Annotated in this window: 20 protein-coding genes and 1 pseudogene; 16 read left to right on the top strand and 5 right to left on the bottom strand. The window is 61.8% G+C overall.

Annotated features, from left to right (window positions below; all coding sequences use genetic code 11):
* Positions 1-133: 133 nt before the first annotated feature.
* The 9 genes and pseudogenes from repC (at position 134) to DBIPINDM_RS41460 (ending at position 9587) form a co-directional block, all read left to right on the top strand.
* Entirely contained in the window at positions 134-1339 is a 1206-nt protein-coding gene (repC, locus tag DBIPINDM_RS41500) for a plasmid replication protein RepC (protein ID WP_258589751.1), read from the top strand.
* A 347-nt stretch (positions 1340-1686) separates the two neighbouring features.
* Complete coding sequence (locus DBIPINDM_RS41495; protein WP_258589750.1) at positions 1687-2805, top strand: RHE_PE00001 family protein; 1119 nt, start codon at positions 1687-1689, stop codon at positions 2803-2805.
* 92 nt (positions 2806-2897) lie between these two features.
* Positions 2898-3581, top strand: coding sequence for an XRE family transcriptional regulator (locus DBIPINDM_RS41490; protein WP_258589749.1), 684 nt, complete (start codon positions 2898-2900; stop codon positions 3579-3581).
* Entirely contained in the window at positions 3582-4190 is a 609-nt protein-coding gene (locus DBIPINDM_RS41485; protein WP_258589748.1) for an RES family NAD+ phosphorylase, read from the top strand. It begins immediately after the preceding gene.
* A gap of 223 nt (positions 4191-4413) precedes the next feature.
* Complete coding sequence (locus tag DBIPINDM_RS41480) at positions 4414-5322, top strand: tyrosine-type recombinase/integrase (RefSeq protein ID WP_258589747.1); 909 nt, start codon at positions 4414-4416, stop codon at positions 5320-5322.
* A gap of 3 nt (positions 5323-5325) precedes the next feature.
* Positions 5326-6519: pseudogene (locus DBIPINDM_RS41475) on the top strand (IS91 family transposase).
* Between the two features lie 543 nt (positions 6520-7062).
* Positions 7063-7617, top strand: coding sequence for a DedA family protein (locus DBIPINDM_RS41470; protein WP_258589746.1), 555 nt, complete (start codon positions 7063-7065; stop codon positions 7615-7617).
* Positions 7618-7636: 19 nt separating this feature from the next.
* Entirely contained in the window at positions 7637-8860 is a 1224-nt protein-coding gene (locus tag DBIPINDM_RS41465; protein WP_258589745.1) for a glycosyltransferase, read from the top strand.
* Positions 8817-9587, top strand: coding sequence for a glycosyltransferase family 2 protein (locus DBIPINDM_RS41460; RefSeq protein ID WP_258589744.1), 771 nt, complete (start codon positions 8817-8819; stop codon positions 9585-9587). Before DBIPINDM_RS41465 ends, DBIPINDM_RS41460 begins: the two co-directional genes overlap by 44 nt.
* Positions 9588-9601: 14 nt before the next feature.
* Here the strand turns inward: DBIPINDM_RS41460 and DBIPINDM_RS41455 are convergent, their stop codons facing one another.
* Positions 9602-9937 carry a hypothetical protein gene (locus tag DBIPINDM_RS41455; RefSeq protein ID WP_258589743.1) on the bottom strand — a complete coding sequence of 112 codons (336 nt, stop codon included), beginning with the start codon at positions 9935-9937 and terminating at the stop codon, positions 9602-9604.
* Here DBIPINDM_RS41455 and DBIPINDM_RS43780 point away from each other — a divergent pair.
* From DBIPINDM_RS43780 to DBIPINDM_RS41430, 5 genes are all read left to right on the top strand, one after another.
* Positions 9824-10300, top strand: a complete 477-nt coding sequence (locus DBIPINDM_RS43780) for a phosphatase PAP2-related protein (RefSeq protein ID WP_416361828.1) — start codon at positions 9824-9826, stop codon at positions 10298-10300. The two genes, DBIPINDM_RS41455 and DBIPINDM_RS43780, sit on opposite strands and share 114 nt — an antisense overlap.
* An 18-nt stretch (positions 10301-10318) precedes the next feature.
* Entirely contained in the window at positions 10319-11026 is a 708-nt protein-coding gene (locus DBIPINDM_RS41445) for a response regulator (protein ID WP_258589741.1), read from the top strand.
* Entirely contained in the window at positions 11023-12318 is a 1296-nt protein-coding gene (locus DBIPINDM_RS41440) for a sensor histidine kinase (protein ID WP_258589740.1), read from the top strand. The genes DBIPINDM_RS41445 and DBIPINDM_RS41440 overlap by 4 nt, the downstream gene beginning before the upstream one ends.
* Positions 12319-12424: 106 nt before the next feature.
* Positions 12425-13867 carry an ABC transporter permease gene (locus DBIPINDM_RS41435; RefSeq protein ID WP_258589739.1) on the top strand — a complete coding sequence of 481 codons (1443 nt, stop codon included), beginning with the start codon at positions 12425-12427 and terminating at the stop codon, positions 13865-13867.
* The gene (locus DBIPINDM_RS41430; protein ID WP_258589738.1) at positions 13864-14580 is read left to right on the top strand and encodes an ABC transporter ATP-binding protein; all 717 of its coding nucleotides are present in this window, start codon (positions 13864-13866) and stop codon (positions 14578-14580) included. The genes DBIPINDM_RS41435 and DBIPINDM_RS41430 overlap by 4 nt, the downstream gene beginning before the upstream one ends.
* 348 nt (positions 14581-14928) lie before the next feature.
* Here DBIPINDM_RS41430 and DBIPINDM_RS41425 read toward each other — a convergent pair whose 3' ends face one another.
* The 4 genes from DBIPINDM_RS41425 to DBIPINDM_RS41410 form a co-directional block, all read right to left on the bottom strand.
* Positions 14929-15894 (bottom strand): Tim44 domain-containing protein, encoded by a 966-nt coding sequence (locus DBIPINDM_RS41425; RefSeq protein ID WP_258589737.1) that lies wholly within the window; start codon positions 15892-15894, stop codon positions 14929-14931.
* Between the two features lie 420 nt (positions 15895-16314).
* Positions 16315-19440 (bottom strand): efflux RND transporter permease subunit, encoded by a 3126-nt coding sequence (locus DBIPINDM_RS41420; RefSeq protein WP_258589736.1) that lies wholly within the window; start codon positions 19438-19440, stop codon positions 16315-16317.
* Positions 19440-20666: an efflux RND transporter periplasmic adaptor subunit gene (locus DBIPINDM_RS41415; protein WP_258589735.1), complete on the bottom strand. Its 1227-nt coding sequence runs from the start codon at positions 20664-20666 to the stop codon at positions 19440-19442. Before DBIPINDM_RS41415 ends, DBIPINDM_RS41420 begins: the two co-directional genes overlap by 1 nt.
* A 229-nt stretch (positions 20667-20895) precedes the next feature.
* On the bottom strand, positions 20896-21576 hold the full coding sequence (locus DBIPINDM_RS41410; RefSeq protein WP_258589734.1) for a response regulator transcription factor: 681 nt from the start codon (positions 21574-21576) through the stop codon (positions 20896-20898).
* A 354-nt stretch (positions 21577-21930) separates the two neighbouring features.
* Between DBIPINDM_RS41410 and DBIPINDM_RS41405 the strand changes: the two genes are divergently transcribed.
* Entirely contained in the window at positions 21931-22614 is a 684-nt protein-coding gene (locus DBIPINDM_RS41405; RefSeq protein ID WP_258589733.1) for a response regulator transcription factor, read from the top strand.
* The gene (locus tag DBIPINDM_RS41400) at positions 22601-23962 is read left to right on the top strand and encodes a sensor histidine kinase (RefSeq protein ID WP_258589732.1); all 1362 of its coding nucleotides are present in this window, start codon (positions 22601-22603) and stop codon (positions 23960-23962) included. The genes DBIPINDM_RS41405 and DBIPINDM_RS41400 overlap by 14 nt, the downstream gene beginning before the upstream one ends.
* The last annotated feature ends 152 nt before the right edge of the window (positions 23963-24114 follow it).

Raw genomic sequence — 24114 nt, 5'->3', positions numbered from 1 at the left:
AACGTCGCCGTCGCGGAAGCCCTTCTCGTATTCTCTAGCAAGGTCGAGAATCGCATTTCCCCGAATCACTGTCAAGCGTTTGAGCGTCGGTTCGGCGAGCAGATTTCTTTTGCCTTATTGAAAGGTGAGGGAAATGGAGAGTGGATACGCAACGACGCCCTTCGGGCGGCGGCCGATGACGCTTGCTTTGGTGCAAGCGAATGCGGCCGCACGAGAGATTCCTGAAGGAACTCTTGTCGAAAAATGGCAGGTCTATCGCTGGCTGTGTGAAGGCAAGGCCATCGTAGGCGTGGGAGATCGCGCTTTGGCCGTGCTGAGCGGGCTCTTGTCCTTCTATCCGGACGACCAGATCAGCGAGGAAAACGGCCTGATGGTCTTTCCTTCGAATGTTCAGCTGTCGCTTCGCACACACGGTATGCCCAGTTCCACATTGCGGCGTCATCTGGCCGAGCTGGTGAGTTGCGGCCTGATCATCCGTCGGGATAGTCCAAACGGCAAACGGTTCGCCCGGAAGGGAAAAGGTGGTGCTATCGAGGAAGCGTTCGGATTCTCGCTGGCGCCGCTGCTGACACGGGCTGCTGAATTTCAGCATGCTGCCGAACAGGTACGCGCCGACAGCCAGGCGCTCCGGTTGATGAGGGAGCGGATCACGCTCCATCGCCGCGACATCCACAAGCTTGTTGAGGCTGCGATCGAGGAGGGCGTTCCTGGCGACTGGGGAGCCGTCTGGAGGCGGTTCAGAGCCATTGTAGATGCAATCCCGCGGCGGGCAGGGCTGTCCGAACTGGAGGCAATTGTTGCCGAGCTGACCAGACTTCACGACCAAGTGGATATGATGTTGGAAAACTTCATGAATTCCACGAATCCTAGCGCCAATGAGTCCCAAAATGAGCAGCAGCAATCTAATTCAAACACAGACTCCATTTTTGTATTTGAACCAGCTTTCGAGAAAAGCAGGGCGGCGGTCGAGCAAATCCAGGCAACCGACGAGAAACCCAAAAGCTATCCAATAGGGCTTGTGCTGAAAGCCTGCCCCGAAATTGCAGACTATGCCGTGCAAGGGATCGGAAATTGGCGCGAGTTGATGATTACCGCGGCCCAGGTGCGAGGCTACCTTGGTATTTCGCCCTCAGCATACGAGGAGGCTTGCCATGTAATGGGCCAGGAGGTCGCCGCCATCGTGATTGCCTGCATCTTGCAACGGGCGCAGCATATCAACTCGGCCGGCGGCTATCTGCGGGTTTTGACCGAAAAGGCGAGGGCAGGGCAGTTTTCCGTCGGACCGATGCTGATGGCGGCGCTGAAGGCGAATGGCGTAACGGCGAGGATGGCCGGATGAGAAATGCTAGCGCCGCGCACCTGACGACGGTGTCGGGTAGTATTTTTCGACGCGCCGACGGTGACGGATTCGCACAGGGCGTTTCGCATAGCGACCGGCTCCGACGATCCGGCTGCGGGCCGGAAGAGGGGAGGGGACTGGCACGGTGGCCCTCCTCATAGATCGAATGTTTAGCCCTCGTAGTTTTCCGGGCCGAGGAAATTAAGATCGTTGATCCACAGATTCGCGTCCACCGCTATCGATAAGAGGTACTTATCGATAGTGAGAAAACCGCTAGAGAAAATCAGCTGCAAGTCAACCTAACATCGAGATAGCTTGACTATGACAAATCGGCTATCGTGAAAACAATGGCTTACGCGATTCGAGAGTTGCCCCTAGAGACCTTATTCGGGCCTGTCGCACGCGCGACCGCGGCTTTGGCGCGACTCGACGAGCGCCTGGCCCGCTCTCCCGTCCGCGACGGCTTTGTCGAGCGCCAGCACTTCGCCGACGCGGGCGCGGCGGTCTGGCTCGCGGGTGAACTCGTCCACCTCGAAGACCTCGTCCTGCATGACGCCCATATGGACATTCGCACACCGACCCACGAGCTCACCCGCGCACATGCGGTGCTGCGAACCCGCCGGCGGATTTTTGCGGAAAAACCGGACTGGGCGCTCAGCCGCGACGGGTTTTTGGCACTGGCCGGTCGCGGCGGCGCGACACCGGCATCGGGACAAAAAACCCGGGACGGGGAGGGGACCGAAACCATAGCCGTTGAAGCCGATGGTCGCGATGACGCCGAGGACGATCTTCTGGCTGAAGAATTTGCCGAGATCGATGCTGTCCTGGCACGCTCATCGAAGATTCTTGGCGGCGGCGCCGTGCCGGCGAAAATGGCGCGCCCGGACGACCGGCCAGACCTGATCTACGATCTCGACTGGAACGAAGAAGAGCGCCTGGCCGAATGGCAGGACGTTATCGTCAGGACGGGAGATCTGCCGGTCGTCCTGCGCGCAGCGATCCTGCTCGAGGCTTGGCAAAACATCGAAGTGTTGCAGCATGGCGCCTGGCTCGGGCCGCTGCTTGTCGCCGCGCTGCTGCGGCAGGCGGGTCTTGCCGCCAACCATCTCGCCAGCCTGCATCTTGGCGCCAAAAACATTCCGCGCGAGCGGCGGCGGGCACGCAATCGCTCCGAACGGCTGTTGGCCTCCCTTGATGGAATCCACGAGGCGGCGCTGGCGGGGTTGAAGGAGCACGACCGGCTGGTGCTAGCCAAAAGCCAGATGGAGCGAAAACTCCGCGACCGCCGCGCCAGTTCCAAACTGCCCGACCTCATCGAGCTGGTGCTGTCGCGGCCACTCGTCTCGGCTGGCATGATCCAGGAGCGGCTAAAGGTGACAAAACAGGGGGCGCTCAACCTTGTCGGCGAACTCGGCTTGCGCGAGATGACGGGCAGGGGAAGGTGGCGGGCATGGGGAATTGTTTAGTCCGCAGCCATTCGCTACTAACTTTACGAAATTATCGAACTTGACGAACTTGCGATCTGCAACCATATTGGTGACAGCAGGAGGTTGTCACCATGGCCGCTCCAAAACGCAGCAATCATAGCGGGACCGCATCGCATGCGGGAGTCGCCACCCTGAGCTTCACCACAAAACTTCCGGCACAGGCAGACTTCAAGAAGGTATTGCTCGAACGCTATCAGGAAGCGATCGCACGCAGCCGCAAGATCGGCCATCGCGTATCGTTCCGGGTAGAGGTCGATCCGGCGGCTGATGCGCAGACGATCACGCCGGTCGAGGAACAGCCGATCGCTTCGGATGTGTTTCCCGTCGACGACACGGGCATGCCCGATGCCGAACTCGAGGCGGCTCTTGCCGGAGCACGCGCGCGTGGCCGCAAGCGCGTCGCCGAAATTGTCGCCGGCGAGGACATGCTGAGTGCGGAAGCCTTCGCCAAACTGCTCGGCATGTCGCGGGTGACGGTCAATGCCAAGCGGCAGAGCGGGCAGGTACTCGGGATCGATGGCGCCAAGCGCGGCTTCCGCTTTCCTGTCTGGCAACTCGACAAGGACGGCCGACCGTTCGGGACATTGCCGGCGCTCCACGAGACGCTCGGCAACAGCGCCTGGGCGGTCTATCGGTTTCTGGTGTTGCGCCATGGTGCCCTCGATGGCCGGACGGGCCTTCGAGCCCTTCAGCAAGGCGATGACGCCTCGGTGTTGGCTGCGGCGGAAGGCATGGCCAGGGGCGATTTCGACTGAATGCCCGGCGTTCCACCTCCACCCGATTTCGCGGCCGCAAAGCTCGAAATCGAGACCATACCGCGGGGTCGGACGTTCGGTCGGATCTACTGGAGCACCTATCCTGATCCATTGGGGTACGGGAAGTCGCCGAGCCGGTTCAGCGATCCTCGACGCCGTCTTTACGCCAACCGGTTTGGCGTTCTTTACCTCGGCGACTCCCTGAAGGTGTGCTTCCTAGAGACGGTGCTCCGCGACCGCCGCGAAGGAATCCTTGACGATCTTCCAATAGAGGAGGTGGAGCTGACCCGACGGCGCTATGCGGAGATCGCGACCACGACAGACCTACGCCTGGTCGATCTCAGAGGCGACAATGCCGTTCGGATGGGTGTGCCGACCGATGTCGTTCGGGCACAGCGCCAGAACCTGGCACGCCGGTGGTCACTGGCGTTTCACGAGCACCCATCTGAGCCCGACGGAATCATTTATCCCTCGCGCCTCAATGAGGCGACCAATCTTGCCATTTACGATCGCGCGGTACCGAAGCTTCAGGCGAAGCGTGTTATGACCCTTCTCGGCGCGCGAGGGCTGGCTCAGGTTCTGGAGGATTTCAGGGTGGGGTTGGTGTGAAGATGTAGCTCGTATTCGTATCGCGTGGCAAAGATGGCTGTAGCGCCAGAATCGTCCACTAAGCCGGAGCAACGCAACGACCGGTGTTGGCCGGAGAACGAACCCGCTGCGCGGGATGGGCGCGTGGGGTGAGGTAGAGATCACGAACCGGACGTCGCGCTCGCATTGAGAGTGGTTCGGCAGCGGCAGAGCATCACGGGCTTCTTCAACAAGGAGCCTGACCATGCCCTATCCTGTTCTTGATGCACCTATCAGTCCACTTCGTCAGCGGCTGATCGACGACATGAACATGCGGCGTTTCTCACGGGAGACGCAGCGCAACTATCTCCGCGACATCGGGCGCCTGGCGACATTCCTCGGGCGTTCACCAGACACAGCGACCACCGACGACCTCCGTCGGTTCCAGATCGACCAGCAGGAAGACGGCGTTCCCGTGCCGACGATGAACAGCATCGTGTCGGCGCTCCGCTTCTTCTTCACCCAAACGCTCGACCGCCCGGACCTGGCGCGCAAGCTTGTCCGGCTGGCGCATCCGCGCAACCTGCCCGTGGTGCTCAGCCGCGACGAGGTGGCCCGGCTGCTCAACGCCACCACGTGTCTCAAGCACCAGGCCGCATTGTCAGTCGCCTATGGCGCGGGCCTGCGTGTCGCCGAGGTGTCGATGCTGAAGGTTGCCGACGTCGACAGCGAGCGCATGCTGCTGCGCGTCGAGCGTGGCAAGGGCGGGCGCTATCGCAACGCCATGCTCTCGGAGGACCTGCTCACGCTTCTGCGTGAGTGGTGGAAGGTCGGACGTCAGCAGGGCGTGATGCACCGCGACGGCTGGCTGTTCCCCGGACAGCACACGATGAAGCCGATCAGCACGCGGCAGCTCTATCGCATCGTCGTCGAGGCAGCCCAGGCCGCCGACATCGCCAAGCGGGTCGGGCCGCACACGCTGCGCCACAGCTTCGCCACCCACCTGCTGGAGGACGGCACCGACATCCGGATCATCCAGGTCCTGCTCGGGCATGCCAAGCTCAACAACACCGCCCTTTACGCGAAGGTGGCGACCCGGACGGTGCGTGCCGTGACGAGCCCGCTCGACAAGCTCGGGCTGTTCAAGCCGGGAGAGGTCTCGCCCGACATCTAAGCCGTGCGCGCCTCGATCGAGGTCGCCGACATCTTCCGTGCTGCCGGACCCCCTTACCGGGCCGCCCATGCAGGTCACCTGAGCCTCGCCCAGCTCAAGGTCATGTCGGCGATCGAGTATTGCCGCACCGCAGCCCTTGGCGGTCACGTCTAGGCTTGCGAGGACTGCGGCCAATGGCGGATCGCCTACAACTCCTGCCGCAACCGGCACTGCCCGAAGTGCCAGGGCGCGGCCGCGCGGATATGGCTCGCCGAGCGAGAGGCCGACCTGCTGCCGGTCGGCTACTTCCATGTCGTGTTTACGCTGTCAGCCGAGGTCGCTGACATCGCGTTCCACAACAAGGCGCTCATCTACGATCTGCTGTTCAAGGCGGCATCGGAGACGATGCTGACCATCGCAGCCGATCCGAAGCATCTCGGCGCGCGCATCGGCATCACCGCAGTGCTCCATACCTGGGGCTCGGCGATGACACACCATCCGCACGTCCACATGATTGTGCCGGGCGGCGGCATCGCGCCGGACGGAAGCCGGTGGATATCGTCGCGTCCGGCCTTCCTGCTGCCGGTGCGCGTGCTCGGCAAGCTGTTCCGACGGCTCTTCCTCACCCGGCTGGTCGCGCTGCACGACGCCGGGCGGTTAGCCTTCTTCGGAACAATGGCGCACCTGGCAGATCGCCGGGCCTTCCTGCGCCACCTCGCTCCCGTCCGCAAGAAGCGCTGGGTGGTGTACGCCAAGGCGCCGTTCGCCGGGCCGGAGGCAGTGCTCGCCTATCTCTCCCGCTATACCCACCGGGTTGCGATTTCGAACAGCCGGCTGATCGCCTTCGACAAGAGCGGCGTCACCTTCCGCTACAAGGACTACCGCCGCGACGGCGCCGACCGCCAGCAGGTCATGACACTGGCGACCGACGAGTTCATCCGCCGCTTCCTGCTTCATGTCCTGCCACGCGGCTTCCATCGCATCCGGCACTACGGCCTGCTCGCCGGTTCCGCTCGCAAGGCCAGTCTCGCGCTGGCGCGCGAACTGCTGGGCGTCGCCGCGCCGCCCGACCCCGGCGACCCCGACGAACCGGACGACTTTCACCCGCCATGCCCGTGCTGTGGCGGACGCATGATTGTCATCGAGGTGTTCGAACGGTGGGGGCAGCCGCGCGGACCGCCGGACGCAACGGCAGCAAACCGGGAGAAGTGTCCATGACCCGGCATGGCATCATCCAGCGTTCAGCCGCAGGCACCCAGCCTTCGGCAACGGACCCACGCGTGTCATTTGTGCTCATCGATGTCGACAGGGCCGCAGCCAGCCGCGTGCCGGGCCGGCAATACCGCGCGGAGGCGCAACGAAGAGGCCTATCCGCATCGATCCCGGCGCTTGCCGGCGGCGGTCACGCCATCCCTGACATCAGCCGAAATCAAAAATCCCCATAGCTATCGACTGTGGCCCACGGGTTCCTTCCTCGGGGACTTTCGTACGCCTGCCGGCGCCCGAAACTCTTCACGTCAGCGGACTGGCGGCTTTGGGCTGCGGATCGTCAAGAGCGGACATTCAGGTGGCTCTTGGCTTCGTCACGACCTGACTTAACTCGGACCTGTCTCGAGGCGCGGACTTTACAAAACTTTACGCAGCTACGGAAAGCCGGAAACAGCCACGATCTAGCTTCAGACCGTAGCGCGAACGCCACAGGCGACGACGTCGATGCCTGCAGGAACCCGCGCGGCAGCAAGGCGGCGGTGGTCTCGGCCAATGGTCTTCAGCACAAGCGACATTCTCGGCATCCTGTCAGCTCACCCCTATGCGGTGCTTCTCCCGCTGGCGATCGCCGAAGGGCCCGTCGTGACCATCGCCGGCGGGGTCTTGATCGCCAACAGCCAACTCAGCTTCTGGCCTGTGCTCGCGATCGTCGTGGCCGGGGATTTGGTGGGAGATTCGGCCCTGTACGCGCTTGGGCGGTGGGGTGGAATTCGAACGGTCACAAAGTGGGTGAGCCAACACACGATGAAGCGGGCAACCGACCTTCAGGACCAGTTTTTTCGCAAGGCTGACCAAGTTCTCGTGACCGGAAAGCTCACGCATGCAGTTGGCGCCCCGGTCTTGATTGCCGCAGGCGTAGTGCGGATGCCATTTTGGCGATTCTTGACAGTAAATTCTCTAGCCACTCTGCCAAAATCCCTTGCTCTTCTTTGTATCGGCTACGCGTTTCATGCCGGATACGCCGCCATCAGCCAGGACATGACTTACTACATCATCGTTTTGCTGATCGCGGGTCTGATCCTGCTCTATCTCCTCCTGTTCAGATAACCAGTTGCAAGAAGACGCCATGCGCATCGCCATCTTCTCCGACAATTTCCATCCCGAGCTCGGCGGGATCCAGGACTCGATCGAAGCGTTGGCGAAAGCGCTTGGCCAGCGGGGGCATGCTGTCGACTTCTACGTACCGCACTATGGTCGTCGTGAGTTCGAACGCATCAACGCAATGCCCGTTGAGTTGAATTTAGGTCCCCACATCCGCGTGCATCGCCTGCACTCGGTGCCGTTTCCATCCTCGACAAAGCAATCGAGAGCGGTTTTTCCCACGCCCGCTTCATGGCTCCATCTACCGATGGCGGCGCGGCCGGACGTCATTCACACCCAGACCTTCTTTGGAGCCGGATTGAACGCGCTTCTAGCGGGAAGGCGACTGGGAGTTCCTGTTGCCGGAACAAATCACACCGCCATCAAGGCGTTCGGTTCGTATCTGCCATTCGGGATGGATGCCGCAGCGGCCTACGTTCTTTGGTACTATAACCACTGCGATTTTGTCACCGCGCCGTCGCTGTCGGTTTTCAACGAGCTTGGCCAGGACAGGCTGCGCCGCCCGCTTGAAGTCGTTTCCAATCCGATCGCTACGGACATCTTCCGACCGGTCTCCCCGGCGATGAAGCGCAAGCTCAGAACGGCACTGCGCCTCCATGGCCCGACGATCGTCTATGCCGGCAGGCTGGGTTCAGAGAAGAATATTGATCCCATCCTCCACGCGCTGGCGCTGCTGAAGCAGCGGGTACCGTCGGCGGAGCTGGTCATTGCCGGCCATGGCAGTCAGGAGCGTCACCTTCGCGCCCTCGTGCAACGGCTCTGCCTCGAGCCGAGCGTGCGGTTCGTTGGGACGCTGACGAAATCGAACCTCGCTGAACTGTTCCAGGCGTCCGACGTCTTCGTGACCATGAGCACCTCCGAGACCCAGGGGATGGCTCTGCTTCAGGCAATGGCATGCGGCATCCCTGTGATCGGCGCGAATGCGAGAGCCCTGCCCGAATTCATCGCAAACGACCGCGGCTTCCTGGTGGAGGCATCCGATGTCGCGTCGCTTGCGGATCGTCTTGCAGATTTGTTCGGCCATTCGCATGTGCGGTCGCGGCTCGGGCGGGGCGGAGCTTCCTACGTGAAGCAATTCGCCACGGAACGGATCGCGGACCAATGGGAGCATCACTATCAACTCTTGATCGAACGGAAAACAAGCGATGAAAGAAGCCATCAAGATCAGCTTTGTCGTGCCAGCGTATAATGAGGAAGCGTGTCTTCCGCGAACGCTGGAAGCCATCGTCGCCGAGATCAGGCGATCACGATGCGCCGCCGAAATCATTGTCGTGAACAACGCGAGCACGGACAAGACGCGCCAGACGGCCGAGGCTTATCCCGGCGTGCTCGTCATCGATGAGCCCGTCAAAGGCCTCGTTCGTGCACGTTCGGCAGGGTTTCACGTCGCAACAGGCGACCTGATCGCCAATATCGACGCCGATACGATCCTTACCGAGGGATGGATAGACAAGGTCCTGCGAGCGTTTGCGGCCAATCCCGAGCTCGCCGCCATGAGCGGGCCGCTTGTCTACTTTGATCTGCCAAAGCGGACACGGGCGCTCGTACGGGCGTTTTATTGCGGCGGCTATGTCTGTTATCTTCTCAACCGTTACATCCTGCGTGTCGGATCGATGATGCAAGGAGGCAACTTCGTCGTGAAACGCGACACGTTGGTACGCATTGGCGGCTTCAATCCGAACTTTGCATTTTATGGCGAAGACACTGAACTCGCCCGCCGCCTCTCCAAAGTCGGAGATGTCGATTTTACGTTTTCATTGCCCGCGCTATCCTCCGGACGGCGCCTGATCGGCGAAGGCGTGGCGCGTATCGGGCTGCGCTACGCGATGAACTTTTTCTGGGCGACGTTCCTCAAAAAGCCGTTCACCGAAACCTGGCTCGACTTTCGCGACCAATCGCAAAAGCCGCTGCCATGACAAGCACGCAACCTTCAGAAGGCGTCAGGCCGTCCCGTCAGCTTGCGCGCCAATTCGGCAAGCGCCTTGTCTATGATATCGGTTTCAGCATGATGTTGCTGGCACTGAGCGTCGTTTCCAATTTCTACGCCGGAACCTTCGCGACGGAGAATGTCAGCAATCCAGTGACGGACATCATTCTCGACAACGTCCCAGTCGTTAATGTGGACTTCATCTTCGTCGACGGTCCGCTTTTCATGTGGATGTTCGTCGGCATCCTTCTGCTTGCGCGACCTCAGCGCATTCCTTTCGTCTTCAACGGGCTGGCCCTTTTCATTCTTGTGAGGTCGGGGTTCATTATTCTGACCCACATTGGGCCCTTTCCCACGAGAAGCACGTTCGACCTGAACGCCATCATGCAGTCATTCACATTTGGCGGCGACCTCTTTTTCTCGGGCCATACGGGCGCGCCATTCCTTCTCGCTTTGATGTTCTGGAAGGATTCGAGGCTGCGATTTGCCTTCCTGGCGGCCGCGGTGCTTTTCGGCGCTGCCGTGCTTCTCGGCCACCTCCACTATTCGATCGATGTCTTCGCGGCATTCTTCATCAGCTATGGAGTCCATGACCTCGCGAGGTTCCTGTTCCGGCGAGACTGGGAGTTCTTCGACGCGGCCAATGGCGCAAGGAATAGGAGGCAGCTATCCGGGCTGGGCTTCGCGCGGCGATGGGCATGAAGGAGCATCAAGCGGAAAATGTCCGATCTCATATTGCTGATTGAAGACGACCGCCGGCTTGCCGCAATGGTCTCGGATTTTCTGACCCAGAACGGCTTTGCTGTCGAACACATGCCAACGGGCGAGGAAGGCCTGGCTCGCCTGGCGCGGGGCGGTGTGTCGGCGATCGTCCTGGACCTGATGCTTCCGGGCATCGACGGTCTCGAAGTCTGTAGACGGGTTCGCGTGACTTCGGATGCCGCCATACTCATGCTGACCGCGCGGGGTGACGAGACCGACCGCGTGGTGGGCTTGGAACTCGGAGCGGATGACTACCTGCCGAAGCCGTTCAGTCCGCGTGAACTCGTGGCGCGGCTGCGCGCTGTTTTGCGGCGGCGCAACGCGGGCCCCCATCGACAGGACCTGCTTTGCTTCGGCCCGCTTGAAATCGACCCGGCGGCACGACAGCTGCGCGTCAACGGCGCCGAGCAAAGTCTCACCAGCTATCAATTCGATCTCCTGGTTGCGCTCGCCCGGCACGCCGGCCGCGTCCTGTCGCGGGATCAAATCATGGACATGGTCAAAGGCGAACCTTTTGAGGCCTTCGACCGCAGCATCGATGTCCACATCTCTCGCATCCGTGCGGCAATCGAGAAGGACGCTCGCCGACCCAGGCAGATCCTGACCATTCGCGGGGTGGGATATCTCTTCGCCCGTCATCATGACCGGCCGGACAAGATCGAATGAGACGCCTTTACCAGCATATCTACGCCGCTCTGCTGCTGAGCCTTTGCGTATTCGCCGTGCTCGCCGGATTGCTGTGGCGCTATGTGCTGGGGGAGGTTCAGACCGGAAATCGCGTCGGGATCGACACCGCATTGGCCGAGGTCGCCATGTCTGCGTCCACCGCCATGCCCTCGGACCTCGCCACCACGCTGCTTCAACTCCAGAAGCGGCTGGGGCGGGCCGACATCGCCGTCTTTTCCCCCCACGGCGTGTCCGTCGCGTCGGTGGGCGCACCACTTCCTCCGCCGGAGCATGCGAAAGGCAGGAGCTTTAAGGAACGACTTACGCTCGACGGTTGGGTTTGGACATTTGCACTGTCGGACGGGCGCGTGCTGGTGCTCCGCCGCCCCACCGACTACGACGAACCGATCCCAAGTGTTTTCCTGTTGCTCGGCGCCACACTCATTGCGGTGGCAATCGGCGCTTACCCCATCACGCGCCGCCTGACCCGACGCCTGGAGGGATTGAAGAAAGCAGTCGACGGATTCGGCGCTGGAGACCTGTCGGGGCGTGTAGACGTCTCCGGCAAGGACGAAGTGGCGGCGCTCGCCGACAGTTTCAACCGGATGGCGGAGCGCATCGGCGAGTTGTTGTCCGCCCATAAAACGCTCCTCGCCAACGCTTCGCATGAGTTGCGTTCTCCGCTTGCGCGCCTGCGAATGGGCGCGGAGATGCTGCAGCCACGGGCAGACAAATGGCTGCAGCAGGAGTTCGAAAGCAACATCGCCGAACTGGACGGGCTTGTCGGTGAGATCCTGCTGGCCAGTCGCCTCGAGACGCTCGAAATCGTGACCGAAATGCATCCGGTCGATCTGCTGGCGATCACGGCCGAGGAGTGCGCGGCGGCCGATGCTTCGCTCGAAGGCGAGCCAGTCACGGTCTTCGGCGAGCCTCGGCTATTGCGTCGGCTTGTCCGCAACCTGCTCGACAATGCCCGTCGCTATGGCGGCGGCAGCGCCATCGAGGTGTCGTTGGCGCGCCGAGGTGACGCGATCAGGCTTTCGGTGTGCGACCGTGGCCCTGGTGTCGCCGTCGAGGAGCGCGAACGGATCTTCGAGCCATTTTACCGCCCGGTCGGAACACGCGAACAGGAAGGGGGTGTCGGCCTTGGCCTTGCCCTGGTGAGGCAGATTGCGAGGCACCACAACGGCGATGTCCATTGTGTCGCAAGGCCGGGCGGCGGCACCTCCTTCGAGGTTGAACTTTGCGATTTGAAGCATGCCGACGGCCACATGCCTGCGACAACGTCATGATGGGTGATCGAACAATGTCAGCCTCGCGCCAAACGTTCCACATGCTTCTCCCGAGCAAGCCCATCGGTGGGATCTCATTCACGAGATGGAAGGAGACAGGAGCGCCATGCTGACACTCTACAAGGAAGAACTGCGGGCCGTCATGCGCGGACGTTTCGCATGGATGGGCGTGGCGATTGTCCTTCTGGGGTTAGGAGGCCTTGCTGCCGTGGCCACACAGGACAGCTGGCTCGACGGTTACGGCACGATCGGCTACTTCCTCGCACCCGTCTGTTTCCTGCCGTTGGCGGCTGGAATGATCGCAAGCCCGCGCGCCAACCGGTTTGTCGAAAGCGTGTTTACCGCGCCGGTGGACCGACGGAACTGGTTTGTCGCAAAGATTCTCGTCATTTTGACGCTGGCGGGCGCATATTATCTCGCCATCGCCCCCCTGGCCGCGGTCTACGTGGCCGATGTCGGCATGCCTTTCCTGTTGAACCGCTACCTTGTCTGGACGCCCGGAATCCTGCTCGTCTGCGTCGCTATCGGCACCCTCATCGGCGTATTGTTCATCGGACGAAGCGTAGCGCCGCCCGTCGCCACGGGCGTCGGTGTGATGCTTGTCTACGCCGTTTTGGTGCCGTTGCAGGAACTGCTGGTCACGCGAGGGTATGGCGCGACTGCCACCGGCCACGTTGCCCTGATCAGCCCACTCGTGCTCCTCAAGAACGGACTGGGGTTTACCCTGGCCACCAGCGCCATTCCCGCTTCGACGACCATGACATGGATTTGCCTGTGCCTGATCGTGGCCGGATCATTCGGGTTGGCTGCGTGGATATTCCTGCGGACACAGGGGGTCGAATCCTGGGAAGCCTCCGCCGGTCAGCGAGCGGTTATCGCGCTGGGGCTCGCCGCGTTGGTGCTGGTCCCCGCGCTCCTCGGCGACACCAATTACAACAAGGATGCGCCACCCCAGAACAATGCCCCGGACATACCGCGGCTGTTCTTGCGGGGCGGCGGTACGCTCGCGCTCGTCGATCCGAATGGGCCTGCTCCCACGGCTTGCTGCGACACCCTTCTCAACCGTGACCAATGGCCTTCGCTGCCGACCGGACAAGCAACCCGCCAGGATCTCCTGCTGTTCCTGCCAGTCGATAGCAAGCAACGACTGACGCGGTTGGAAATCCAGGTCACGGGCCAGAGCGGACTGGATGTCCAAGTCCCGCCGGGAGCTCTCTCCGAGATCTTGCACAATCTCGAGACGCGAACCTATCCACCAGGCATCGGGCCTGCCGATGCGGGTGGACATCACGTCGAAACGGGATGGGTCGCCCGTATTCCCATCAGCCTGATTCCAGACCAGCCTTGGGATATAGGCGGCATACGCTATCCCATCGATGTCAACGCCACGTACGCGGTGGATGGCAGCGCCCAGACGAATACGATCAATGCCAGAGCGGCAGTCGAGGCGCACGTGCCCAACGCGCTTGCCGAGATGGCGGGCATCGGCGTCGTCCTTCCCCTTTTGTGCTTCTTTGCAATGTTTACGCGCTGGAGACGAACCCGATGACCGAGCTAGCCCTCGAAACGACCGGCCTGACGCGCAGCTTCGGCTCCCTTGTCGCGGTCAATGATATCAGCCTCAAAGTAGAGAAAGGGCAGCTCTACGGCTTTCTCGGCCTCAATGGAGCCGGCAAGACGACGACCATCCGGATGCTCACGACCCTGCTTCCACCAACAAGGGGCAGCGCGAAGCTATGGGGTCACGACATCGCGTCGGAGCCATTGGCCGTCCGCAAGCTCATTGGTCTTGTCAGCGACGAGACGAGTGAGAGCCAATCGGATTGGACGGCTCGCGAATACCTTGCCTATTTCGCCCGTATCCGGGGTATCGAGAACGTCCGCGACACGGTCGAGCGATGTTTGACCAGCGTGGGGTTGGCGGAGCGCTTCCGCGGCAAGTTGATCGGAACCTACAGCACCGGCATGAAGCGCCGCGTGGAAATCGCACGCGCCCTGCTGGGAAGCCCAAAAGTGCTGTTCCTGGACGAACCGACACGTGGCCTGGACCTGCCGGCCAAGCGGGAGACATGGAAGCTGCTGCGGGATCTTGCCTCCAGCGAGGCCGTCACGACCTTCCTCAGCAGCCACGATGCGCAGGAGATTCGCACTTTGTGTACGCAAATCAGCGTCATCGCCACCGGCAACTCGTGTTTACTGGCCCCGCGCAGGATCTTGGCGCCGATCTCGACACATTTGAAGACAGGTTGGTCGAACTGCTGACGGGGCGTGATGGAAACTTGTCAAGGTAGCCAGCCTCAACGGCACAGGGGCTTGGAAAGCAATACCGGTTCGCGCGAAGAGCAGGCTCACCGTCTCGGCTGAATTGAGCACCGTGAACGGCCAGTCCAAAGCCTCGCAGTGACCGCTTCGGCAGGCATCGGCGCATCACTACGATTGCCCAAATGAAGCCGGATCGCGCCGCTCTCGAAAATCGAGATGTCTCCATCGGCCAGTCACGGTATCTGGCCGATGGGCTGGCGCGCGAAATGCCGGCGCGCCGAGCGCGAAATGGTGTTCATGACGCGATAGGGCAATCCTGCCTCTTCGACTGCAGACGCGTCGTTGCCTTCAACCGGCCGTTTCCTGGATCGCAGATAGCAGCCATGGTTGCCCAGTCTCACGCGTGAAGGTCCACAACTCCGTTGTTTCGACAGGATTGTTGGGATTTCCCCTTTCGACGGCACCCGTTTGACGGTTGCGCATCACATCGATAGCAGACCAGTGCATTGCGACCGTCGCATAATCGCGCATGCCCTCGCGCCACGCTTCGGAGACCTCACCGTTCAAAAACTGAAGATTTGATACCTCATTCTTGAGGCCCTTGGTGGCATTGTCCGCCAACTCCTCGGAGAGGTAGGAAACCATTTCCGGTGTTGTCAGCCGGCGTAGCCCTTGGTGGTCCTCGCGGGTGAACGCGGCCTGCAGGTCCACGAGAATGCGTTCGAACGCAGAACGATCGGCGTCGGTAATCCCGATTTCGTCCGCGCCACCTGCCCCGGTGCCGGTAGCGGCAGGCCGGCTGTAAGCTTGCGCGCTGGTTCCAAAACCCTGCTGGCCAAATGGAAAGCCGGGACTTCTCACGTCGGCCGGAGCGGGATTGTTGCGGCTGAAAAACCGCATTGCCAACATGACGACACCGCCGATCAGCAACAACTGGAGTATGAAGCTGAGGCCGCCTCCGACGCCGCCAAATCCGTGGCCGAACATCATGCCAAAGATGCCATTGAAAACCAGCCCGCCGACCAGCCCGCCAACCAGCCCACCGCCAAAGCCGCTCCAGAAACTGGGACGCGGCTGAGCGAGCGACGGCTGCGACGGTGACGCCGGTTGGACGGTGTTCGGCGTCATCGAGCGCTTTACGGGCGCGGTGTAAGGGGCAGTTGTCGTCGGGGCTGGCGCCTGGAAAGTCCGGCTGCCGCGACTGCCGAAACTGCCGCCGCTGCGTGCTTCAGCCGGGTTGAGCGATATGCTCCCAAGTGCCGTCGAGAGTATCAACAGTATCGACGCTACTTGGATCAGCCGTGACTTAGGCATCCTAAAATCCTTCGGTAGGTATCGGTTGTCCGCCTCGTAGGCTAGATATGGTGCGGCAGCCCTTACCGTTGAATCTCTTCGGCCATACAATTTGGTAAGCTTTTGCACTCGGGCCGGTCACCCGGTCTCGCGTGCACTGTTCGCAAGAAATCGATGACTGCCAGACTACAGGCATTTTGCGGCCCGCCCCATTGTCTGCTTAGAACTTCACCAACTTAGTGATCGTTGCCGTTCAAGATTTGCCTGCAGAAATCAAACCACAAGCGGAAGCCTTGGTCAGCAAGATCGGCGCTGAAATCTGCTTCTTCTGCGGGGTTCGATCGATGCGTCGCCGCAGGCAGCGTTGGGGCCGGCGGCGCATCAGCTCACTCTTGGAGGTCGCCGCTGCCAACATTGACGGCGACGGAACTCTGAAGCGGATCATCCAGTCGGCTTTGACCCGATGCCTACTACCTCGGGGAGGTTGGGTGCAGCCTTCGGCGCCGGCTTTCCTCGCCGACCAGCGAACCGGTCGAAGGTCAGATAGATGACCGGCGTCGTGAACAGGGTCAGGATCTGCGAGATCACCAACCCGCCGACAATCGCTATTCCCAAAGGCACGCGAAGTTCGGCGCCGGGGCCATGGCCAAGTGCCAGAGGCAAGGCGCCAAGCAGCGCGGCCAGTGTCGTCATCATGATCGGCCGGAAGCGCATCAGGCACGCCTGCCGGATCGATTCGGTCGGACTGAGCATTTGTTCGCGCTCTGCCTCCAGCGCGAAGTCGATCATCATGATCGCATTCTTCTTGACGATGCCGATCAACAGGATGATGCCGATCATGCCCATGATCGACAGGTCCTGCCCGAACAGCAGCAGCGCCAGCAACGCACCGAGCCCCGCCGACGGCAGCGTTGAAATGATGGTCAACGGATGGATCGCACTCTCGTAGAGGACACCGAGCACAATATAGACCGCGATCACCGCCGCCAGGATCAACCAAGGCTGGCTCGCCAGCGAATCCTGGAATGCCTGCGCCGTGCCTTGGAAAGAGCCGGTGACACTGACCGGCATTCCGGCATTGATCTCGGCGGCATGGATCGCTGTCACCGCGTCGCTGAGCGACACGCCTGGCGCCAGGTTGAACGACAGCGTCGTCGCCGGCAGCGAGCCCTGGTGGTTGATCGTTACCGGCAGGACGCCGTTCTTTACGCTTGCCAGCATGCTCAAGGGAATGAGCTTCTGCGTCGTCGAGGAGCGGACATACAGGCGGGTCAGCGCGTCCGTGTTGAGCTGGAAGCTCGGATCGAGCTCTAGCACCACATGGTACTGGCTGACCTGCGTGAACAAGGTGGCAACCTGGCGCTGGCCGAAGGCGTCGTAGAGGACGTCGTCGATCGCCTGCACGCTGACGCCTAGCCGCGCCGCCGTCGGGCGGTCGATATCGAGCGTCGCGCTGGTCGCCGCAGGCTGCGCATCCGAAGACACGTCGAGCAGGCCAGGCAGCGCCGCAATCGCCTTTTTCATGATCGTCGCCCATTTGTCGAGGTCGGCGGTATCGCCGCTTTGCAGCGTGTATTGGTATTGCGCCGCGCCCTGGCGCCCACCGATCTGGATGTCCTGTCGAATCCGCATGTTCAGCGTCAGGCCCTCGATGTTGGCCGAGGCCGACTTCAATCGCGCCATAACCTGCCTGGCGCTTGCTTTGCGCTGTCCAAAAGGCTTGAGGTTGACCTGGATCTGTCCGACGCTGACTGACGGACTGGGGTTGATCCAGAAGCCGACGTTGTCGACATCAGGATCCTTCTGCACGATGGCGCCGAGCTGTTGCATCTTTGTCGACATCGCCTCGAAGGAGATGTCGGTGGCCGCCTGTGCCTGCCCCTGGATATATCCGGTATCCTGCTCGGGCAGGAAACCCTTCGGCGTGATGGTGTAGAGCCAGAGAGTCAGCGCCAGCGTACCCACCGTGACCAGCAGCATCAGGGTGCGATGCGCCAGCACGACGTCCAGGCAGCGCGCATAGCCGTTGGTTACAGCCTGGAACCCTCGCTCCGACCATCGATGGAACCGTCCATGCTGCCGGTCGTGGTCAGGCTTGATCAGCCAAGCGCACAGCATTGGTGTCACGGTCAGCGAAACCACGCCCGATATCAGGATGGCGATGCTCACCGTCACCGCGAATTCGCGGAATAAGCGGCCGACCACGCCGCCCATCAACAGGATGGGGATGAAGACGGCAATCAGCGAGATGGTCATCGAGATGATGGTGAAGGTTACCTCGCGCGCGCCGTCTATCGCCGCCGTGATCTTCGACTTGCCCATTTCGAGATGGCGGGTGATGTTCTCGATGACGACGATCGCGTCGTCGACGACAAAACCCACCGCGATGACCAGGCCCATCAGCGAGAGGTTGTCCAGGCTGTAGCCGAGCAGATACATCACGCAGAACGTGCCAAACAGTGACAGCGGAATCGTGATGCTCGGAATCACCGTCGCCCAGAAATTGCGCAGGAACACGAAGATCACGCCGACCACCAGCGCGATGGTGATCAGCATCGTGTATTGCACATCGGCGACGGATGCCTCGATAATCTGGGTTCGGTCGCCCACCACCGTCAGCTTGACCGATGCCGGCAAGCTTTGTGATAGCGCCGGCAGCCGGTCCTTGATTGACTGGATGGTGCTCAGCACGTTATAGCCGGCCTGCTTGTGGATATCGATCATCACCGAGCGCGCGCCCTGCAGCCACGCCGCCTGGTGCGTATCCTGCGGCGCGGTGAGAACCGTGCCGAGGTCGCCAAGCAGGATCGGCGCGCCGTTGCGATAGGCCACCACCATTCCCTGATAGGCAGGCACATCGACAAGCTGATCGGTGGCGTCGAGCACGACAGTGCGCCCATCGCCGCTGAGCGAGCCTTTGGGCGCATTGACCGTCTGCTGGCCGATGACGGAGCGCACGTCCTCCAGCGTGAGGCCCCGCGCGGCAACCTTGTCGGGATCGAGTCGGATGCGCACCGATGGGCGTTGCGGCCCGTGAAAATCGACGAGGCCAACGCCCGTCATCTGCGACAGTTGCTGGGCAATGACGTCCTCTGCATAGTGGTCAAGCTCGGTCGTCGCCATTAGGTCGGAGCTCAGCGAGAGCGTCAGCAGCGTTGCTTCCGCCGGATTGACCTTGTGGTATGTCGGCGGACTGGTCATGCTCTTGGGCAATGATCCACTGGTCGCCGAGATCGCCGCCTGCACATCCTGCGCGGCGGCATTGATATCGCGGGATAGGTCGAATTGCATGACGATCGTGGTGCGCCCCGACGAGCTGGACGACGTCATCTGGGTGACGCCGGAAACGCTCGACAGCGAGTTTTCCAACGGTGTCGCAACCGTGTTTGCCATCGTGTCGGCGCTGGCACCCGGAACCTGCGCCTCAACCTCGATCGTCGGGAAGTCGATCTGCGGCAACGGCGCCACCGGCAGGCTGAAATAAGCCACCGCGCCCAGCATCAGGACGCCGAGCGCCAGCAGGCAGGTGCCGACACGGCGCCGGATGAAGAGGTCCGAGATGCTCATCACTTCGTCTCCAGCGCTACCTTCTGGGACGGGTCATCGGCCTGCGTCACCTTCACGCTCGTCCCTTCAGTCAGGCGAGATTGTCCCGACACCACGATGTTGTCGCCAGCGGCCGCGCCCGAGGTCAGCGTGGTGACGTCGCCGACCACGTCGCCTGTGGTCACCCTGGCGATGGTAACGGTATTGTCCGGCTTGACGACGAAGACGTAGGGCCCGGTCTGGCCGTTCTGCACGGCGGCCGAAGGCAGCACGACAGCGTTGTGCTCGGTGCGCACGCCGACCTGCGCCGTCACCAGCGCTCCCGGCCATAGTGCCTTGTCGCTGTTGTCGAATTCGGCTTTCAGCTTGACCATGCCGGTCGTCGCGTCGATCTGGCTGTCGATAGCCGTCAGCTTGCCGTCAGCGATCTTCCTCGAGCCGTCCCTGGCGTCGGCGGAAACCGGAAGCGAGCCGGCGGACTGACCGGACTGAAGGTCGGGCAACTGGTCCTGGGGCAGCGAGAACTGCACGGAGATCGGTTGCATCTGCGTGATGGTGACGATGCCGGTGGCGTCATTGGCATGCACCAGCGTACCTTCATTGGCCTGCTTAAGGCCTACGCGCCCGGAGATCGGCGCGGTGATCGTCGCATAGTCGAGATTGAGCTTGGCGGTATCGACCGCGGCCTGGTCGCCGTCAACCGTCGCCTGCATGACCGCAACCTGGGCGCGGGCCGTGTCGGCTGCCTGCGTGGTGCCGGCGCCGGACTGGGTGAGTTTCGTCGCTCGTGCTTCATCGGCGCGCGCATTGGCAAGCTGCGCCGCATCCTTGTGCAAGGTGGCCTGCGCCTGCGCCAGTTGTGCGGCATAGGCGCGCGGATCGATCTGCGCAAGGACGTCGCCGGCCTTCACCTCCTGTCCTTCGCTGAAGAAAGTGCGCTGTATCTGGCCGTCCACCCTGGCCTTGACGTCGACCTGGTTCAGCGGAAGCACGGTGCCGAGCCCGGCTCGCGCGATCGGCAGGTCGCGTACAGTGGCAAGGGCCGCCGTGACAGGGATAGGTGCGGTGGCGATCTTGGCAAGCGGCGCGGTGGCCCCCTGGCGCAGCGTCAGTGCTCCAGCACCTGCCGCCACGACAAGGAACGCGCCGAGCGCCAGCCACCGTACCGTACGGGAAGCGGGCGCCTGATTGTCTGTCGTCTGGCCGGCATTTGTCTGGTTGTCTTTGTTTTCAGGGTCGTCGCGCACAGGGGTCTCCATGGATTGACTGTCGTTGCGGCGGAAGAGACGGCTGGCATTTCTCTGTTTCAACGGCGTGCCCAAAAAATGTGAGCACCCTTGGAGAGAGTTTTCGGCCGGCGTCCCGCTTCTCGACAGGCAGCGCAGTGCAATTGCTGCATTGCACAATCACCATGGGGTCCCGTTCATGTCGGGCCGTTCGCCCGAACATGAAATATCGTTCAGGTAGGAAAATACGCTAGGGCCGCTGCGGGCTGAGAACGTAGCCCGAGCCCGGCACCGTATGGATCAGCGGGGCGGCAAACCCTTCATCCACCTTGCCGCGCAAGCGGTGTATATGCATGTCGACGATGTTGCCGCGAGGTTCGAAATTATAGGGCCATGCCGTTTCGAGCAGCATCGAACGCGTCACGATCTGGCCGGCGTGGCGCATCAGCAGCTCCAGCAACAGGAATTCCCGGTACTGGAGATCGATGTGGCGTGCACCGCGCACCGCGCGCCGGCCAAGCACATCAAGCTCCAGGTCGCCGACCTTCAGCACCGCCTGCCGCCGTGTCGGCTGGACGCGCCTTGCCAACGCGTCGAGTCGCGCCAGTATCTCCGAGAAGGCATAGGGCTTGGCGATGTAATCGTCGCATCCCGCCCGTAGGCCTTCGATCCTGTCTTGCGTGCTGGCGCGGGCGCTCAACATCAACGCCGGCACCTGGTTGCCGTGGGCCCGGATGCCTTTGATCAATTCGATCCCGTCCATCTGCGGAAGCATCCTGTCGAGGACGAGAACGTCGTAGATGTCTTCCAGCGCCATGGCCAGGCCCGTCGCGCCGTCGCGAGCACGGTCGACGACATGGCCGGCTTCCGAAAGCCCGCGCTTCAGGTAACTTGCCGTCTTTTCATCGTCTTCGACAATCAGGATACGCATCGGACCGCCATTCTCGCCGCCGGAAGATGAACCGCTCCCATGATATGGCGAAATTGCCGGATCAGAGGATCTGGAAGGAGAAACCGAGCTTCCCAGGATCAGGGTGACGCCAAACGCACCGACCGGATTTGCATCTCCCGCAAAACATAGGCGCGAGAGGCGGCCATGACCAGATTTGCTCAGTCTCGGCAAGGCCCGCCAGTTCGCAGCCGCTGTGGAGCTTCCGCATGGGCTTTCCGGAATCAAACATGAATTCGATTTAATGTTGGCGCGAAACCGATCTAGGTCGGATGCGTCTATAAGGAATACCATATGCAAGCAGCGGCATGATCTTGCCCGCCGTCGGAGTGCAGTGTGACAACCATACTGGTGATAGAGGACGATGTGCAGACCTCGCGCGAAATCGAGGCGGCGCTTGTCGACTATGGATATGAGACGCGGACTGCCTTCACGGGTCGTGATGGTCTCGTGAAAGCGATCAGCGATCCCTACGATGCCATCGTTCTCGATCGCATGCTGCCAGGCGACCTCGACGGACTGGGCGTGCTGGCGGCGCTGCGTGCAGCTGGCATCCATGCGCCGGTGCTGATCCTCAGCGCCTTGACGGCCGTCGACGAACGCGTTCGCGGGCTGAAGGCCGGCGGCGATGACTATTTGACCAAGCCTTTCGATTTCCTTGAGCTGACGGCGAGGCTGGATGTCCTGCTTCGCCGGCGCAATGCACCGATAACCGAATCCGTGCTGCGGGCCGGCCCGCTGGAGGTGGACCTTCTGACGCACACCGTTCGACGTCACGGGCAGCTCGTCGACCTGTTGCCGAGGGAATACCGGCTCCTCGAATATCTTGTCCGCAATGCCGGACAGGTGGTGACGCGCACCATGTTGTTCGAGGAGATCTGGCACTACCGCTACGACGAGCCGACCAATCTCATCGATGTGCATGTCAGCAAGCTGCGGCGCAAGATCGACACGGCCGGCGAGCCGTCGGTCATCCAGACGGTGCGCGGCTCGGGTTATGTCCTCAATGCGGCTGGCTGACCTCTCCAGGACAACCAGCTTCAGGCTGGCGATCGCATTCCTGGCTTTGTTCGGCCTGGCGTCGCTGACACTTTTCGCTTTCATTTCATGGGAAGTGAAAGGCTTTCTCTCGAACAGGGTCGACGAGTGGGTGCAGCGTGAGGGGAAGGTGCTATCGCGTCTCGATGCGACCGCGCTGGCGCAGAGGCTGGACAACCGCCAGCGCGACGACGCCACCACCGAGCGGCCGATTGCCCTTTACGATGCGACCGGCAAGGTCCTCGCCGGCAACCCGCTACCCTTCCCCGCCGGACATGACAATGCCATCGCGCCGTTCGAGTTCGGCCACGGAAGCCATCTTCCCATGGCGCCCTTTCGCGGGCTGACCTGGCGATTGCCGACAGGCCAAACCCTTCTAGTTGCGCAAAGCGTCGACGAATTGAACGAATTCGGCGACGTCCTGCTCGGCGCAATGTTGCTCGCCGGCGGCGTGACGACGGTTCTGGGATTGGTTGGAGCGATCCTGATCGGCGCCGGTGCCATCCGGCAACTGGACGACATCACCAAGGCGACCCGCAGCATCGTCAAGGGCGACCTCTCCGGCCGCCTGCCGACGCGAGGCAGCGGAGACGTCGGGCGGCTTGTCGCCGTGGTCAACGAGATGTTGGACGAATTGCAGCGGCTTATGAACGAGGTGAAAGGCGTCTGCGACAACATCGCCCATGAAATGCGCACGCCGCTGACCCGCCTGCTTGCCGGTCTCGACCGTTCGCGAAGACGGTCGTCATCCACTGCCGACTACGCCGAAAGCGTCGACGAGGCGATTGCCGAAACGCAAGGCATCTTGAAGACCTTCGGCGCGCTGTTGCGCATTTCCGAAATCGAGGATGGCGCGCGGCGGGCCGGCTTCATCGACGTCGACCTTGGCGCCATCGTCATCGATGCCGTCGAATTCTACGAGCCGCTGGCGGACGACAGGAACATCACGCTCATGTCCCGTTTCGAGGGCGAGCCCACCAGACCTTCGCGCGGTGACCCGAGCTTGCTCTTCGAGGCCTTCGCCAACCTGATCGACAATGCGATCAAATTCACGCCGCCAGGCGGCGCCGTCGAGGTCCGGCTTGTCCGCAGCGAGGCGGCCGACATCATCTCTGTCAGCGACACCGGCCCGGGCATTTCCGAGGCTAACCGAACCCTGGTTCTGAAGCGGTTCTACCGCGCGGAGCCAAGCCGCTACCAACCCGGCAACGGCCTCGGCCTCAGCCTGGTGACTGCGATCGCGCGCCTGCACGACATGCATATGGTGATCGAAGGACCACCCGGTTGCCGGATAGCCCTGACCCGCAACCGATCCGAGACGGCCTCATGATAAGGAGCCCCCTAGTCAAATAGCAAACCCCAAGTGCGCGCCTTAGCATTAGTCGTCGTCACGCAAGGCGCCCTTTGACCTGTTCTCAGTTGCCTCACGCGATACGCCGACGGCAACGGGTGCATCCGGGCCACTACTTCACATCTGCCTCT

The sequence above is a fragment of the Mesorhizobium sp. AR02 genome (assembly GCF_024746835.1).
Lineage (GTDB): Bacteria > Pseudomonadota > Alphaproteobacteria > Rhizobiales > Rhizobiaceae > Mesorhizobium.
The sequence above is the reverse complement of the archived record's forward strand: the minus strand, read 5'-3'. Positions and strand labels throughout refer to the sequence as shown.

Coding starts and splice junctions, on each gene's coding strand:
- DBIPINDM_RS41480 (WP_258589747.1), top strand. CDS start 4,414: ATGCCCTATCCTGTTCTTGATGCACCTATCAGTCCACTTCGTCAGCGG.
- DBIPINDM_RS41410 (WP_258589734.1), bottom strand. CDS start 21,576: ATGCGTATCCTGATTGTCGAAGACGATGAAAAGACGGCAAGTTACCTG.
- DBIPINDM_RS41420 (WP_258589736.1), bottom strand. CDS start 19,440: ATGAGCATCTCGGACCTCTTCATCCGGCGCCGTGTCGGCACCTGCCTG.
- DBIPINDM_RS41470 (WP_258589746.1), top strand. CDS start 7,063: ATGGTCTTCAGCACAAGCGACATTCTCGGCATCCTGTCAGCTCACCCC.
- DBIPINDM_RS41425 (WP_258589737.1), bottom strand. CDS start 15,894: ATGCCTAAGTCACGGCTGATCCAAGTAGCGTCGATACTGTTGATACTC.
- DBIPINDM_RS41435 (WP_258589739.1), top strand. CDS start 12,425: ATGCTGACACTCTACAAGGAAGAACTGCGGGCCGTCATGCGCGGACGT.
- DBIPINDM_RS43780 (WP_416361828.1), top strand. CDS start 9,824: ATGTGGATGTTCGTCGGCATCCTTCTGCTTGCGCGACCTCAGCGCATT.
- DBIPINDM_RS41490 (WP_258589749.1), top strand. CDS start 2,898: ATGGCCGCTCCAAAACGCAGCAATCATAGCGGGACCGCATCGCATGCG.
- DBIPINDM_RS41440 (WP_258589740.1), top strand. CDS start 11,023: ATGAGACGCCTTTACCAGCATATCTACGCCGCTCTGCTGCTGAGCCTT.
- DBIPINDM_RS41460 (WP_258589744.1), top strand. CDS start 8,817: ATGAAAGAAGCCATCAAGATCAGCTTTGTCGTGCCAGCGTATAATGAG.
- DBIPINDM_RS41445 (WP_258589741.1), top strand. CDS start 10,319: ATGTCCGATCTCATATTGCTGATTGAAGACGACCGCCGGCTTGCCGCA.
- DBIPINDM_RS41465 (WP_258589745.1), top strand. CDS start 7,637: ATGCGCATCGCCATCTTCTCCGACAATTTCCATCCCGAGCTCGGCGGG.
- DBIPINDM_RS41485 (WP_258589748.1), top strand. CDS start 3,582: ATGCCCGGCGTTCCACCTCCACCCGATTTCGCGGCCGCAAAGCTCGAA.
- DBIPINDM_RS41495 (WP_258589750.1), top strand. CDS start 1,687: ATGGCTTACGCGATTCGAGAGTTGCCCCTAGAGACCTTATTCGGGCCT.
- DBIPINDM_RS41430 (WP_258589738.1), top strand. CDS start 13,864: ATGACCGAGCTAGCCCTCGAAACGACCGGCCTGACGCGCAGCTTCGGC.
- DBIPINDM_RS41400 (WP_258589732.1), top strand. CDS start 22,601: ATGCGGCTGGCTGACCTCTCCAGGACAACCAGCTTCAGGCTGGCGATC.
- repC (WP_258589751.1), top strand. CDS start 134: ATGGAGAGTGGATACGCAACGACGCCCTTCGGGCGGCGGCCGATGACG.